Annotated in this window: 15 protein-coding genes and 1 other RNA gene; 13 read left to right on the forward strand and 3 right to left on the reverse strand. The window is 64.5% G+C overall.

The window, feature by feature from the left end; all coding sequences use genetic code 11:
- Nucleotides 1-28 precede the first annotated feature (28 nt).
- Nucleotides 29-856, reverse strand: coding sequence for a helix-turn-helix domain-containing protein (locus NUH19_RS06320; protein WP_262315707.1), 828 nt, complete (start codon nucleotides 854-856; stop codon nucleotides 29-31).
- 62 nt (nucleotides 857-918) lie between these two features.
- On the opposite strand from NUH19_RS06320, the gene tadA reads away from it, so the two are divergent.
- The gene (gene tadA / locus NUH19_RS06325; RefSeq protein WP_262315708.1) at nucleotides 919-1,419 is read left to right on the forward strand and encodes a tRNA adenosine(34) deaminase TadA; all 501 of its coding nucleotides are present in this window, start codon (nucleotides 919-921) and stop codon (nucleotides 1,417-1,419) included.
- 134 nt (nucleotides 1,420-1,553) lie between these two features.
- Here tadA and NUH19_RS06330 read toward each other — a convergent pair whose 3' ends face one another.
- On the reverse strand, nucleotides 1,554-2,087 hold the full coding sequence (locus NUH19_RS06330; RefSeq protein ID WP_262315709.1) for a GNAT family N-acetyltransferase: 534 nt from the start codon (nucleotides 2,085-2,087) through the stop codon (nucleotides 1,554-1,556).
- A gap of 82 nt (nucleotides 2,088-2,169) precedes the next feature.
- Here NUH19_RS06330 and ffs point away from each other — a divergent pair.
- The 12 genes from ffs (at nucleotide 2,170) to NUH19_RS06390 (ending at nucleotide 11,102) form a co-directional block, all read left to right on the forward strand.
- Nucleotides 2,170-2,266, forward strand: an RNA gene (gene ffs / locus NUH19_RS06335) — signal recognition particle sRNA small type.
- A 309-nt stretch (nucleotides 2,267-2,575) separates the two neighbouring features.
- On the forward strand, nucleotides 2,576-4,258 hold the full coding sequence (dnaX, locus tag NUH19_RS06340; protein WP_262315742.1) for a DNA polymerase III subunit gamma/tau: 1,683 nt from the start codon (nucleotides 2,576-2,578) through the stop codon (nucleotides 4,256-4,258).
- An 18-nt stretch (nucleotides 4,259-4,276) separates the two neighbouring features.
- A complete protein-coding gene (locus NUH19_RS06345; protein WP_262315710.1) occupies nucleotides 4,277-4,585 on the forward strand; it encodes a YbaB/EbfC family nucleoid-associated protein in 309 nt (102 codons plus the stop codon).
- A gap of 75 nt (nucleotides 4,586-4,660) precedes the next feature.
- On the forward strand, nucleotides 4,661-5,260 hold the full coding sequence (gene recR, locus NUH19_RS06350) for a recombination mediator RecR (RefSeq protein ID WP_262315711.1): 600 nt from the start codon (nucleotides 4,661-4,663) through the stop codon (nucleotides 5,258-5,260).
- A 15-nt stretch (nucleotides 5,261-5,275) separates the two neighbouring features.
- Nucleotides 5,276-5,557 carry a YaaL family protein gene (locus NUH19_RS06355; RefSeq protein WP_262315712.1) on the forward strand — a complete coding sequence of 94 codons (282 nt, stop codon included), beginning with the start codon at nucleotides 5,276-5,278 and terminating at the stop codon, nucleotides 5,555-5,557.
- A gap of 440 nt (nucleotides 5,558-5,997) precedes the next feature.
- On the forward strand, nucleotides 5,998-6,645 hold the full coding sequence (gene tmk / locus NUH19_RS06360; RefSeq protein ID WP_262315713.1) for a dTMP kinase: 648 nt from the start codon (nucleotides 5,998-6,000) through the stop codon (nucleotides 6,643-6,645).
- 23 nt (nucleotides 6,646-6,668) lie between these two features.
- Nucleotides 6,669-6,998: a cyclic-di-AMP receptor gene (locus NUH19_RS06365; protein ID WP_262315714.1), complete on the forward strand. Its 330-nt coding sequence runs from the start codon at nucleotides 6,669-6,671 to the stop codon at nucleotides 6,996-6,998.
- A complete protein-coding gene (gene holB, locus NUH19_RS06370; protein ID WP_262315715.1) occupies nucleotides 6,998-7,975 on the forward strand; it encodes a DNA polymerase III subunit delta' in 978 nt (325 codons plus the stop codon). Before NUH19_RS06365 ends, holB begins: the two co-directional genes overlap by 1 nt.
- A gap of 198 nt (nucleotides 7,976-8,173) precedes the next feature.
- Nucleotides 8,174-8,512 carry a DNA replication initiation control protein YabA gene (locus NUH19_RS06375; RefSeq protein ID WP_262315716.1) on the forward strand — a complete coding sequence of 113 codons (339 nt, stop codon included), beginning with the start codon at nucleotides 8,174-8,176 and terminating at the stop codon, nucleotides 8,510-8,512.
- Between the two features lie 5 nt (nucleotides 8,513-8,517).
- Nucleotides 8,518-9,381: a 16S rRNA (cytidine(1402)-2'-O)-methyltransferase gene (gene rsmI, locus NUH19_RS06380; RefSeq protein WP_262315743.1), complete on the forward strand. Its 864-nt coding sequence runs from the start codon at nucleotides 8,518-8,520 to the stop codon at nucleotides 9,379-9,381.
- On the forward strand, nucleotides 9,378-10,100 hold the full coding sequence (locus NUH19_RS06385; protein ID WP_262315717.1) for an acyl-[acyl-carrier-protein] thioesterase: 723 nt from the start codon (nucleotides 9,378-9,380) through the stop codon (nucleotides 10,098-10,100). The genes rsmI and NUH19_RS06385 overlap by 4 nt, the downstream gene beginning before the upstream one ends.
- Before the next feature lie 225 nt (nucleotides 10,101-10,325).
- Nucleotides 10,326-11,102 (forward strand): hypothetical protein, encoded by a 777-nt coding sequence (locus NUH19_RS06390; protein WP_262315718.1) that lies wholly within the window; start codon nucleotides 10,326-10,328, stop codon nucleotides 11,100-11,102.
- Nucleotides 11,103-11,399: 297 nt separating this feature from the next.
- Here NUH19_RS06390 and NUH19_RS06395 read toward each other — a convergent pair whose 3' ends face one another.
- Nucleotides 11,400-13,235 carry an LPXTG cell wall anchor domain-containing protein gene (locus NUH19_RS06395; RefSeq protein ID WP_262315719.1) on the reverse strand — a complete coding sequence of 612 codons (1,836 nt, stop codon included), beginning with the start codon at nucleotides 13,233-13,235 and terminating at the stop codon, nucleotides 11,400-11,402.
- Nucleotides 13,236-13,378: the final 143 nt, after the last annotated feature.

Genomic DNA, 13,378 nt, shown 5'->3' on the forward strand with positions numbered 1-13,378 from the left:
TGTATGCGACGGCGCGTTTTTGAGTGCGTCAGGCCTGAATCAGCAAGGCGCAAAGCACCAGGTCGTCCATCTGCCTGAGGTTGAAGCCGGTTTGGTGCTCGAATTTTTCCAGCCGGTACTGAAGCGTGTTGCGGTGCAAGAACAGCGCCTTGGCGGCCGCGGTCAGGTTGCCCTGCTCGTGGTACAGCGTGGTGATGACGTCTTGCATCCCCGCGTCCTGGGCGATCACGGCCGTCAGTGCCTGCAGCAGCGGGTTGTTTTGGCGAGCGTTGCGGGTCAGCGTGGCCAGCGCCGTCTGCTGAATGGTGGCCAGGCGCTGCGGGGCGGCGGCGGCCAGCTGGCGTTCCGCGGCGACCAGGCCGGGCAGCTCGTCGTCGACCGGCCAGGGGTGGCCGATGAACAGGCGGGTTTTGGAGTCAAAATCCGAGTCCAGCGTGTCGAGAATGCCGGCCAGGTCGGCGGTGCTTGCGATGAAGTTTTCGGTCGGCTCGATCACCACGCCGCTTGAGGCGGTGTCGAAAAAGCCGGTGACCGCGCTAGCAAACAGGCTGCACAGCGCGTCGAGCCACGCCCCGGGCGTCGCTTGGCTATTGTGAAGATCCACGTTAAAATAGAGCATGCGAACCGGATGGGTGGTCGGGGCCAGCCCCTCGCCGCGCAGGAATCGGGCCCAGGGATGCTGGCTTTGGGCCTGCGGGAGCAGCGCCTTGACCAGCGCGACCTCGCGCGGCGTCAGCGCCTCGGCATCGATGGCGACGACCTGGTTGTCGACGGTCACGACCAGCGCGTTTTCCGGAAAAGGCGGCGCCGTGATCACCGGCACCACCCGCTTGAGTAATGGGAGCATTGCTGCCATTGTCTCACCAACTTTCACGTCCATTGTAACAAAGAACCCGCCTCGGCGAAACGGAGGTCCGATTGGAAAAAGCAGACATTGAACACTACATGGGCCTGGCCTTGGAAGAGGCACGCTGGGCCGGCCTGGTCGGCGAGGTACCGATCGGGGCCGTGATCGTCCACGACGGCGTGGTCGTCGGCCGCGGCCACAACCTGCGCGAACACAGCCAAGACAGCACGTTGCACGCGGAGGTGCTGGCGATTCAAGAGGCCTGCGCGACCCTGAAGTCGTGGCGCCTTGAGGACTGCGACTTGTTCGTGACCCTGGAGCCTTGCCCGATGTGTGCCGGCGCCATGATCAACAGCCGGGTGCGGTGCTGCTACTACGGCGCCGCCGATCCCAAGGCCGGCGTGGCCGGTACCCTGATGAACCTGCTGACGGATTCGCGCTTCAACCACCAGGTTCAAGTCGTGCCAGGCGTTCGCGAAGGCGAGGCAGCGGCGCTTTTGCAGGGCTTCTTTCGCGCCATCCGCGCCAAGCGTAAGGCGGCCAAAAAGGCGCGGCGGGGCCAGGCGAAGTGACGGCGGCCGCGCTGGGTGCGGCCGCATGACCCGGTGGCACGGCCGCGGTGCCTCGGGCGAGTGGTGGCGCGGCCAATGGTCGGTGCATCGCCGGCGAGAACGGACCGCTGGCCACGCACCAAGCGGAACCGCGGCTACTTGCGGTCTTTGAGCTTGGCCATCACGACGGTGGTCACGGCCACGCCGTCTTCGATGTGCTCGGCCTCAAGCCGGCCCTCCTCGTGCATGCCCAGCCGCAGCATCACGCGGCCGGAGCGGGGGTTTCGCGCGTCGTGCATCGCCTCGACGCGGGTGACGTCGAGCAGGTCGAAGCACAGGGCCATCACCGCCGCGGCGGCCTCGGTCGCGTAGCCGTGGCCCCAGTAGGCCGGATCCAGCAGGTAGCCGATCTCCGCCTTGCGGTTTTTCTCATCGGCGTGCAGCTCGCAGGCGCCGATCAGCTCGCCGTCCAGGGTGACGGCGAACTTGCCCAGGGGGCTGCCAATCCAGTAGTCGGCTAGGCCGGCGTAAGCGGCGTCGAGTGTCTTGTACTTGATGGAAAACTCGGCGACTGGCGCCTGACTGCCGATTTCGAACAGGCGCTTGGCATCGGTGACGGCGAACGGCCGCAGCACCAGCCGGTCGGTGCGAAGAACCTGGTGCTTGAGCAAGGTAACGCTGTAAGACATGGAATCATTCCCTTCTGAGTTATGGCCATTATCGAACCCGGGCTGGCCAAAAGCAACCAAAACGGGTATACTTATTCTTGCCGAAAGGCCTTGAGGCAATGACCGCCTTTCGAATTGTGTCAGGTCCGGAAGGAAGCAGCACTAAGAATCGCCGGTCATGTGCCTTAAGTTTTGTAGTCAATGAGCCCGGCCATCGAATGGATGGCCGGTTTTTTTGACCCCAGAGCGAAGAGGCGCGGGTTTAGCGAGACGGCAAGCGCAGGCCTGGCGCATGAGGCCCGGGCTTGGCCTCAGGTGACAGGCCTGGCTGGACGTTCTCGCGTTGCGCCTCGTAGCTCGCCGACCCCGAGTGAAGCGGCACGGGTTCCCGGCCCGGCCCAGCCCGGCGCCGCCGCCGACCGGCAACTCGGGTGCAGTTCGGCGCGTTTGGCACCCCGAAAAAGGTGGCCGTGTGGTACACTTGAACGAGTACAGAAAGGATGAGTCAGGTGAGTTACCAAGCCTTATACCGCGTCTGGCGGCCCCAGACCTTCGCGGATGTGATCGGCCAAACCGCGATCACAACCACGCTCAAAAACGCCTTGGTGACAGGGCAGACCAGCCACGCCTACCTGTTTTGTGGCCCGCGCGGCACCGGGAAAACCTCGGTGGCCAAGATTCTGGCCAAGGCGCTGAACTGCGAGCACCTGCAAGACGGCGAGCCCGACAACACCTGCGACATGTGCCAGGCGATCAACAACGGCAGCCTGACGGACGTGATCGAAATCGATGCGGCATCCAACAACGGCGTCGACGAGATTCGAGACATCCGCGACAAGGCCAAGTACGCGCCAACCGTCGGCCGGGTCAAGGTCTACATCATCGACGAAGTCCACATGCTGTCGACCGGCGCGTTCAACGCGCTGCTCAAGACGCTCGAGGAGCCGCCGGCGCATGTGGTGTTCATCCTGGCCACCACGGAGCCGCAGAAGATTCCGGCGACGATCATCTCCCGCACCCAGCGGTTTGATTTTCGCCGCATCACCGCCGCCGACATCGTCTCGCGGATGGCCTACATCCTGGACGACAAGGGCATCACCTACGACCAAGCGGCGCTTGCCATCATCGCCAAGGCCGCGGAAGGCGGGATGCGAGACGCGCTGTCGATCCTGGACCAGGTGCTGTCTTTTGGCCAAAACCACGTGACGGTGGCAAACGCCTTGGACGTGACCGGCGGCGTGGCGGTGGCGCAGCTTGGCACCTACCTGACCGCCGTGGCCAACCGCGAGCCGGCCCAGGCGCTTGAGACCATCGAGCAGCTGTTGGCCTCGGGCAAGGATGCCGGGCGGCTGCTCGACGATCTGATCGGCTACCTGCGCGACCTGCTGGTGTTCCAGCAGGCCCCGAGCCTGGTCGGTGAGACCAGCGCGTTGCAGGACAGCCACTTCAAGGACCTGGCCCAGGCGCTGCAGCCGGCCGCCTTGTACCACATGATCAACGTGCTCAACGAGACGCAGGGGCAGCTGCGGTTGACCAACCACCCGACGCTGTACCTAGAGGTCGCCACGGTGCGGCTGGGCGAGGCCCCGCAAGCGGTGACGGCTCAGCCGGCCGCGGCCGAAGCCGCCCCGAGCGAGTCGGTCACGGCCCTTGAGGAACAGATTCAAAAGCTGCAGGCGACGGTCGCTGGCATCCAGCAAGCCGGCGTCGCGGCGGCGCCGGCCCCGAAGGCCAAGCCGGCGGCCAAAAAACATGCGCAGGTCAACAAGGCGCAGCTCTACCCGATTCTCGGGGCGGCGACCAAGGCCGACCTGCTGAAGGTCAAGGACATCTGGCCGGACCTGTTGAACATGCTGTCGGTCACCAAACGCGCGATGATGCGGATTTCCGATCCGGTCGCCGCCAGCCCCAGCGGGGTGATCGTCAGCTTCGCCTACGACATTTTGGTCGAACGGGCGATGAACGACGCGGCGCTGATGACCGAGCTGGAAGGCGCGTTGAACCGCCTGATGGGGGAGACGCTCAAGGTCGTTTTGGTCCAAAAAGACGAGTGGCCGCGCGTTCGCAAGGCCTACCTCCAGGAAATGGGGGCCCCGAAGGCCAAGCCGGCCAAGCAGGCGGCCGACCCGGTTTTGACCACCATCGCCGACATGTTCGGCGACGCAGACAATGTTGCAATCAAGAATGACTGAAAGAAGAGGATGACGAATATGCGTGGAATGGGCAATATGCAGGGCATGATGAAGCAGATGAAGAAGCTCCAAAAGGAAATGACCGAGGCGCAAGACGAGCTGAACCAAACCGAGTTCACCGCAAGCTCCGCCAGCGACATGGTCACCACCACCTTCACCGGCGACAAGCAGCTCAAAGACATCAAGATCAAGCCGGAAGCGATCGACCCAGACGACCCGGACATGCTCCAGGACCTGATCATCGAGGCGGTCAACGCGACGCTCAAGCAGGTCGACACGGCCACCCAGGCCAAGATGGGCAAGTACACCCGCGGCCTGGGGATGTAGCCCCGACCGCTCGCCGTCTGGCCGCGACCGCTCCCGCACCGCGGCCGGTCGCGGTGGTTGTCGAAGGAGGAAGTTATGCAGTACCCAGAACCCATCGCCAAGCTGATTGACAGCTACATGAAGCTGCCGGGCATCGGCAGCAAAACCGCCACGCGCCTGGCCTTTTACACCATCGACATGAACCAAGACGACGTCGCGGCCTTCGCCAAGAGCCTGACCGCCGCCAAAAACGACCTGCATTACTGCACCATTTGCGGCAACATCACGGACACCGAGCCCTGCGAAATCTGCCGCGACCAAAGCCGCGACCAAACCACGATTCTGGTGGTCGAGCAGCCCAAGGACGTGATGAGCATCGACCGCACCAACGAGTACCACGGCCTGTACCACGTCCTGCACGGCGTCCTCAGCCCGATCGAAGGACGCGGCCCCGAGGACCTGAACATCGAGAGCCTGATCAAGCGGCTCCAAGCCAATCCCTCGGTCAAGGAGCTGATCGTGGCCACCAACGCGACGCCGGAAGGTGAGGCCACCGCCCAGTACCTGGCGCGGCTGATCAAGCCGGCTCGCATCAAGGTCACCCGCCTGGCCCATGGGCTGGCGGTCGGGTCAGACATCGAATACGCCGACGAGATGACCCTGCTCAAGGCCGTCGAAGGGCGAACCGAACTGTAGAAAGCAGGCGAGGCCATGTTTTTCAAGAAGCGTCCTAACATCAAAACCGAGGCAGACCGCGAGCTGATGACCACGGTCTACCGTGTTCGCGACAAAATGGCGGCGCAGCGCAAGCTGGTCGCCACGTTCCGCGAAGTCGACGAGGCGACCCGGGCCCAGGTCAACCTGCAGGAGGGCCTGTTCGACTTCCTGCACCGTCAGGCCCGAGTCCGTGAGGTCTCCGGCGCCTTGGTCGCCGAGATGGCGGCCCAGCAGCTGCAAGAAGACAACCAAAGCTGGCAGCTCAGCAAGAAGTAGCCGTTAACCGCAGCCCGGCCGTGAGCCTCCAAGGCCACCGCCGGGCTGTTTGGATTGCGCCCAAGTTCGGGTCCCAAGCGCCAGCCCTACGCTACCCGTCCCGCTAAGCCCGCCGGCCTTCGCCCTGGTTCGTCGGGCTGCGGCCGGCAACGCGGGAGCGGCTAGCTGGCGCCGTCACTTGGAACCAGGCCCGGGTCCCAAGCGCCAGCCCTACGCTACCTGTCCCGCTAACCCGCCGACCTCCGCCCTGGTTCGTCGGGCTGCGGCCGGCAACGCGGGAGCGCATAGCTACGCCGCGTCACCCGAGGCCAAGTTCGGGCCTCACGCGCCACGGCTGGGCTATGCGTCCCGCTAGCCCGCCGGCCTTCGCCCTGGTATTTGGTGCAATCGGCGCTGAATTCAAGTACACTATAGATATTGACGAGAAAGAAGGCAGTGTATTGGCAGGCACATTCATCACGTTCGAGGGACCCGACGGTGCGGGTAAAACCAGCGTCTTGGCGGCGCTGATGCCCAAGCTTCAGGCGCATTTGGCTAAGCCGGTTCGCCTCACCCGCGAACCCGGCGGCGCCAAGCTCTCCGAGGCCATCCGGGAGCTGATTTTGGACCCGGCCAACACCGAGATGGATGCGCGAACCGAGGCCTTGCTCTACGCGGCGTCGCGCCGCCAGCACCTGGCCGAGGTGATTCGCCCGGCGCTTGAGGCCGGAGAAGTCGTGATCTGCGATCGCTTCGTCGACAGCTCGGTGGCCTACCAAGGCGCCGGGCGGCAGATCGGCGAAGACGCGGTTTTGGCGATGAACCAGTTCGCCACCGAAGGACTGACGCCGGTTCGCACGTTGTACCTGGACGTGCCCAGCCAGGTCGGCCTAGCTCGCATCGAGGCGCATCGGCAAGATCGCCAGTACGACCGACTGGACCGCGAATCCATTGCCTTTCACCAGCGGGTGCGTGGGGCCTACCTGCGCCTGGCTGAACGCGAGCCCGAGCGCATTGTGACCATCGATGCCACCAAGCCACTGGCTCAAGTCGTCTCGGATTGTCTGGGTACGTTGCACACGGTTTTGTCCGCGAGCTGGCTGGCTTAGCGGCGCAGAAAGGAAGTAAGCCCATGAAGTTGATTCTAGCCATCGTTCAAGATAAGGACGCCAACCTGCTGTCGAGTGAATTCATCGATGCCAATATTCGGGCAACGAAGCTTTCGACCACCGGCGGCTTCCTCAAGTCCGGCAACACCACGTTCATCATCGGGATCGACGACGAACGCGTTCAAGAGGTGCTTCAGATCATCAAGGAATCCGCCCAGACGCGCGAACAGTTCATGACGCCGCCGGTCAACCTGGACGCGACCTCCGATTCGACCATGGCCTACCCGATCGAGGTCCAAGTCGGCGGCGCCACCGTCTTCGTGCTGCCGGTCGACGCGTTCCACCGCTTCTGATGCCAGACATCGAGGCGCTGCAGCCGACCTTGGTGCGGCAGTTCGGCCAGGTCATCGCGGAGGGGCAGCTGAGCCAGGCCTACATTTTCAACGGCCAAAAAGGGACGGGAAAGGCGCAGTTCGCTCAGTGGTTGGCGATGCGCCTATTTTGTCAGAATCTGCAAGACGGCCAACCCTGCGGCAAGTGCCCGGAGTGTTCGCGGATTCTGTCGGAGAACCACCCGGACGTGGTCTGGCTGCGCAGCGACGCCAAAAGCATCAAGGTTGACGACGTGCGTGGCCTGAAGCAAGAAATGAGCAAAAGCGGGGTGGAAGGCAACCAGCGCGTGTTCGTGATCGAAGGCGCCGAGCGGCTGACGCCCGGCGCGGCCAACAGCCTGCTGAAGTTCTACGAGGAGCCGGTGCCGGGGATGCTGATCATTTTGACCACCACGGCCAAAAACCAGCTGCTGCCGACCATTCTGTCACGGGCTCAGGTGATCAACTTCCCGGCGCCGGCTCGCAGCCAAGTGATCGAGCAGCTGGAGGCCGCCGGCGTGACGCCGGCGCTGGCCCGGGTCGCCGCTCACCTGAGCGCCTCGATCGAGGCCGGCACCGCGATGGCCGCCGATCCGCAGTTCGCCCAGCGCATCGAGCGGGTGCTGGCCTTGGTCGACCAGCTGGCCGCCGGCGACCCCGCCGCCTTCGTCGCGGTGCAAACCGACCTGGTGCCGCTGGCCAAAACCCCGCCGGATCAAGAGCAGGTGCTGGCGCTTTTGGCCCAGGCCTACGCCGATGCGCTGAACCAGCACTACGGTGTGGCCGGCGTCGCGGCGTTCGGCGAGGAGCCGCGCGTGGCACGGCTGGCCGGCACCAGCGGCCGGCGCCTGAGTGACGGTCTCGCCGCCATCCTGCAGGCCCAGATTCGCCTGCGTCAGAACGTGACCTTCCAATCGGCCACCGAGGCGCTGGTGATTGCGCTGGGGGCGGCGGGGTAGGCGACACCGAGGCCCCCGGCTGCCATTGGGGCCGCCTAACAGGCAGGTTCGGTTGGTGGCGCGAAGTTGGCGCGAAGTTGGCGGGTCCGATTGGCGGCGCGAAATCGCCGCGTTTGGTGCGGTCGGCGCGGCTGGTCTGGTTCCCGAGCGATTGCACCTGAATTAATCACATGAGTCACGAGTAGTGGAGGTGAGCCCGTGGAGAAGAAAGATCTCTATGACGGCTTTTTGCAGTTAGAACACGAGACTTCGGCCATCCTGGCGCAGCTGGCGGCCCTGAAAACGGACATGGCGACGGTGCTGGAGAAGAACGCGGAGCTTGAAATCGAGAACCGCCACCTGCGCGAGCACTTGGAGGAACTGCAAAAAAGCAGCGACCACAAGTCGACCGGCGCCGTGGAGCTGTCCAAGTCCAAGCTAAACCTGGAGAACCTGTACGAGGAAGGCTTCCACGTCTGCCCGTACATGTACGGCCAGCGCCGGGTCAACGATGAGCCCTGCGCCTTTTGCGTCGACATCATCTACGGTGAACACTGATGGGCGTGAAACAGCAAAAAAGCTTCGCCGAACACGACGTCGGCACCTTGTACCTGGTGCCGACGCCGATTGGCAACCTCGAGGACATGACGGTTCGCGCCGTTCACGTCCTGCAGCAGGTCGCGGTGATCGCCGCCGAGGACACGCGCAACACGCAGAAGCTCTTGAACCACTTCGACATCGCGACCAAGCAGATCAGCTTCCACGAGCACAACACCCAAGCCCGGATTCCCGAGCTGCTGGCCCGGCTGCAAAATGGCGACAGCATCGCGCAGGTCTCGGATGCGGGGATGCCGTCGATCTCCGATCCCGGCAAGGAGCTGGTCGCCGCGGCGATTGAGGCCGGGATTCCCGTGGTGCCGCTGCCCGGCGCCAACGCCGCGACCACGGCACTGATCGCCTCGGGACTGCCGCCGCAGCCGTTCATGTTCTACGGCTTCCTGCCGCGCAAGGCTAGCGAGCAGAAGGCGGCGCTTGAGGCGCTGGCGACGCAGCCGCAGACCGTGATTTTCTACGAGTCGCCGTACCGCCTGGCCAAAACGCTGACGAGCATCGCCGCGGTGTTCGGCGACCGGCCGGCGGTGCTGGCCCGGGAGCTGACCAAGAAATTCGAGGAGTTCGCCCGAGGCAGCCTGCTTGAACTGGCCGACTGGGCGGTCGACAACGCGCGTGGCGAGTTCGTCGTGATGGTCGGCCCGGCGCCGGTCGTCGCCCCGACGCCAAGCACCGTGCCGCTGCGTGAGCAGGTCGAGGCGCTGGTGGCGGCCGGGGCCCGCCCCAACGACGCGATCAAGACCGTGGCCAAGCAAAACGGTCTGAAGAAGCAGGCGGTCTATGCTGCCTATCACGAATTGGAGGCGCCGCAATGATCTACGAAGAAGCGGTCACCGTGCCTTTTTTCCTCGGCACCAAGACCGGCAACCTGAGCCTGGCCACCCTGACCAACATCATGCTCCTGACGTCCGAGCACCAGCTGGACCGGCTGGACGCCGGCATCGCGGCGCTGGCCAAGCACGGCGCCGGTTGGGTGATCACGCAGTACCACATCGCAATCACCCGGATGCCCAAGGTCGAGGAGCCACTGGTGGTCGGCACGGAGGCGTCCGGCTACAACAAGCTGATGACCTACCGCGAGTACTGGGTCAAAGACCCCGCCGGCAACACGCTGGCGACGATGAGCGGCGCGTGGGTGATGATGGACCTGACGACCCGCAAGCTAATTCCCATCATCGAGAGCTTCGCGGCCAAGGTCGAGGCACCCAAAACGACCAAGGTGCGGCGCTACCCGCGGCTGCCCAAGCTCACGGACTTCGCGCATCGCCAGCCTTACACCGTGCGGTACTTCGACATCGACGGCAACGGCCACGTGAACAACACCCATTACATGGAGTGGATGGAAGACGCGCTAGGGGCGGATTTTCTGACGCACCACCGGCTGACCGGCGTCGACATCAAGTTCGCGCGTGAGGTCACGTACGGCAGCACGGTCGAGTCGGCCTACACCATCGACGGCACGGCCTCGCACCACCAGATTTCGGTAGCCGGGGCGGATAACGCGACGGCGACGATGACCTGGGAGACAATCTGAAGCAGGCGGCACCCATCATTGGGTGCCGCCTTTTTCTCACCGATTGATTGGAATTTTCTCATGGTTTTCACGTAATGAAATTTTCAATGGTCGCTTTCATTATGGCGCTTGCGATGGCGAAAAATAGGCGTGGTAAGGCCTGAAAAATCTGAAATCGGCTTCACAAAGCGCTGGCCAGCCGCCACAATCTGGCGTAGAATGAAATGAGAGAAGGGTGGGGAGCAGATGAATAAGCGACTATTGTTGATTCCGGCGATCCTCTTGCTGAGCGGCGCGGGTTACGTCGCCAGCCGTGCCGGCGCGGCGCCGCAGGCCGAGGCCGAGCACACCGTAGTGGTGGCCCGGCACGTTGGTAAGACGGTGCGAGCCGGCCAGGCGACCCGGGTGGCGGCCCGGCAGGCGACCAGCGACTTGGCCGCCCTGAAGGCCACGCTTGAGGCGCAGCTGCCGGGCGTCAAGGTGCCGACCGTCAACCCCTTCGGCGACGGCGTGACCGTCCACACCAAGGCGACCGGCAGCGTCGGCGATTACCGGCTGCTTTTTGCCGAGCATGCCGCGCAGCTGACGACCACGACGGCCCCCCTGGCGCTCAAAAAGGTGACGCCGACCAGCACAGCCCAGGCGCAGACCGAGGCCGGCAAGCTCGCCTACCGCGCCCCCGATCCGGACAAGACCAAGACGACCCTTGGGGCCGGCCTCACCGGCACCGTCAGCACCGCCACCGGGCAGTCAACCGTGAGCTGGCGGCAGGGTGATTACGCAATCATCGTCGCCGACGACCAGCAGGATCCCACCGAGGCCAAGGAGCTGGCCAAGAACGTCGTCAGCGTCCTGGCCAGCAACGCCTTGCCACGAACCGCGACGCGCGGCGCCATCGTGCTGCACGTCGCCGATGGCACCAAGCGCCAGAACACGGTGAGCTGGCGCGAGACCAGCGCCTACTACACCATCAGCGGCGACAACGCGATGGCGACGCTGCGCCTGGCGTTCGGCGTTCGCTAACTTAACCGAATTGGCAAAATAGCGTCACAACTTTGCAGCGATTGCGAAGTTGTGACGCTGTTTTTGACTGGCCCCGAGGCGGCGGTTAATTGCCGATTCGAGGTTCGATTCGAAGCGTGGTTTGAAGTGGGGTTCAAAGTGCGATTCGAAATGCGATTCAAAATGCGATTCAAAGTACACTCCCGGGTGTTGGCCGCGGAATTGAGTCGCGGTGACGACTCGGGGAGGCATTCCGGTCGTCACCGGGCCAAGGGCGTGGCGTGGGTCTGCACCGCGAAGGCGCCGGCTGTACGGTGACTAGACGCGCTTGCGGCGGCTTTCGGCCAGACCGAATAGTCCGGCCAAGGCGACCAGGAGGCCGGCGCCGCTCAGCAGGCGGTTTTGCTCGGCACCGGTTTGCGGCAGCGTGGCCCGACCGCTGCGGGTGTGAACGCGGCCGGTCGCGCTGAGGCCCTTCGACTGACCGCCGGCCGTAGGAATGCCCTTCGACGACGTCGGCGTGGTGACCGGCACGGCCGGGGTGGTTGCGGTGGCCGGGGTCACTTCGGCTGGCTTCGGGGCCGGCTTCGACCCAGGTTCCGGCGTTGGCTTCGGTTCAGGTGCTGGGTTTGGTTCAGGCGTCGGTTCCGGGGTCGGCTTCAGTTCTGGCTCCGGGGTCGGTTTCAGCTCAGGCTTCGACTCAGGCTCCGGCTTTGGTGCGGGTTCTGGGGTTGGTTCCGGCTCTGGCGTCGGGGTCGGCTTCTCCCCAATTTCGGGAGCCGGGATAATCAGTTCAGGCTTGGGCCCAACGTGGTTGGCCCAGACCAACTGACCGGCGGCAAACCCTTTCTGCAGGGCCTCCTGTTCCTCGGCGCTGAGGCCTGCCAACACGCTGGTCGGCAGGAAGGCGGCGCCGGTTTGGCCAATCATCAGGCCCTTGGCGTAGGCGTCGGTTGCGGACTGGCTGGCGCCGGTTTGGTTGGCGCTGCCTTGCGCAGAAGCATCGGTGTTGGGCTTGGTCTTGGCGTCGAGGCGGTTGGCCCAAAGCGTGTGACCGGCGGCAAACCCTTTCTGCAGGGCGTCTTTCTCCTCGACGCTGAGACCTGCCAACACGCTGGTCGGCAGGAAGGCGGCGCCGGTTTGGCCGATCATCAGGCCCTTGGCGTAGGCGTCAGTTGCGGCCTGGCTGGCGCCGGATTGGTTGGCGCTGCCTTGCGCAGAAGCATCGGTGTTCGGACCGGCGTGGTTGTAGTCCGGTCGGCCGGCGCCGGCTTGGTCGGTGGCGCCTTGCGAAGCCGCATCGGTATTCGGACCGGCGTGGTTGTAGTCCGGTCGGCCGGCACCGGTTTGGTCGGTGGCGCCTTGCGACGACGCGTCAGTGTTCGGACCGGCGTGATTGTAGTCCGGTCGGCCTGCACCGGTTTGGTCGGTAGCGCCTTGCGAAGTCGTGTCGGTGTTCGGACCGGCGTGGTTGTAGTCGGGCCGGCTGGCGCCGGTTTGGTCGGTGGCGCCTTGCGAAGCCGCATCGGTGTTCGGACCGGCGTGATTGTAGTCCGGTCGGCCTGCACCGGTTTGGTCGGTAGCGCCTTGCGAAGCCGCGTCGGTATTCGGACCAGCCTGATTGTAGTCCGGTCGGCCGGCACCGGTTTGGTCGGTGGCGCCTTGCGCCGCCGCGTCGGTGTTCGGACCAGCCTGGTTGTAGTCCGGTCGGCCGGCACCGGTTTGGTCGGTGGTGCCTTGCGCCGACGCATCGGTGTTCGGACCGGCGTGGTTGTAGTCCGGTCGGCCGGCACCGGTTTGGTCGGTGGCGCCTTGCGCCGCCGCGTCGGTGTTCGGGCCGGCCTGGTTGTAGTCCGGTCGGCCGGCACCGGTTTGGTCGGTAGTGCCTTGTGACGACGCGTCGGTATTCGGGCGAGCCTGGTTGTTACTTGGACGGCCGAGGCCGGTTTGGTCGGCGGCGCCGTTTTCCGTGGCGTCGGTGATCGGTGCGGTTGGGGCGGCGGTGACGCCGGCCTGGCTGACCATCACGCTGGCGGCGCTGACGGGCCGGCCGTTCAGCGCTTGGAAGCTGAGCAGGGTCGTGGCGGCGAGGGCGGCGGTCACCCAAATGCGGTGGCGATTCTTCCGGGTCGTGCTGCTGCGAAGCTCTGTCATAAGTTTCCTCCTTGGGAAGCGGGTTTGATGAGTGGTCTCATCCGCCTCAGTATACGGAGTGTCACGACACGGGTCAATTGGGTTGTGTACCACCTAATGCCGGCCTCAATTAAAATCACAATATCCGCGACTTGTGCCGGCGG

Source organism: Lacticaseibacillus parakribbianus, from assembly GCF_025490915.1.
Classification (GTDB): Bacteria; Bacillota; Bacilli; order Lactobacillales; family Lactobacillaceae; genus Lacticaseibacillus; species Lacticaseibacillus parakribbianus.

Coding starts and splice junctions, on each gene's coding strand:
- NUH19_RS06320 (WP_262315707.1), bottom strand. CDS start 856: ATGGCAGCAATGCTCCCATTACTCAAGCGGGTGGTGCCGGTGATCACG.
- NUH19_RS06330 (WP_262315709.1), bottom strand. CDS start 2,087: ATGTCTTACAGCGTTACCTTGCTCAAGCACCAGGTTCTTCGCACCGAC.
- NUH19_RS06345 (WP_262315710.1), top strand. CDS start 4,277: ATGCGTGGAATGGGCAATATGCAGGGCATGATGAAGCAGATGAAGAAG.
- recR (WP_262315711.1), top strand. CDS start 4,661: ATGCAGTACCCAGAACCCATCGCCAAGCTGATTGACAGCTACATGAAG.
- NUH19_RS06355 (WP_262315712.1), top strand. CDS start 5,276: ATGTTTTTCAAGAAGCGTCCTAACATCAAAACCGAGGCAGACCGCGAG.
- NUH19_RS06365 (WP_262315714.1), top strand. CDS start 6,669: ATGAAGTTGATTCTAGCCATCGTTCAAGATAAGGACGCCAACCTGCTG.
- holB (WP_262315715.1), top strand. CDS start 6,998: ATGCCAGACATCGAGGCGCTGCAGCCGACCTTGGTGCGGCAGTTCGGC.
- NUH19_RS06385 (WP_262315717.1), top strand. CDS start 9,378: ATGATCTACGAAGAAGCGGTCACCGTGCCTTTTTTCCTCGGCACCAAG.
- NUH19_RS06390 (WP_262315718.1), top strand. CDS start 10,326: ATGAATAAGCGACTATTGTTGATTCCGGCGATCCTCTTGCTGAGCGGC.
- NUH19_RS06395 (WP_262315719.1), bottom strand. CDS start 13,235: ATGACAGAGCTTCGCAGCAGCACGACCCGGAAGAATCGCCACCGCATT.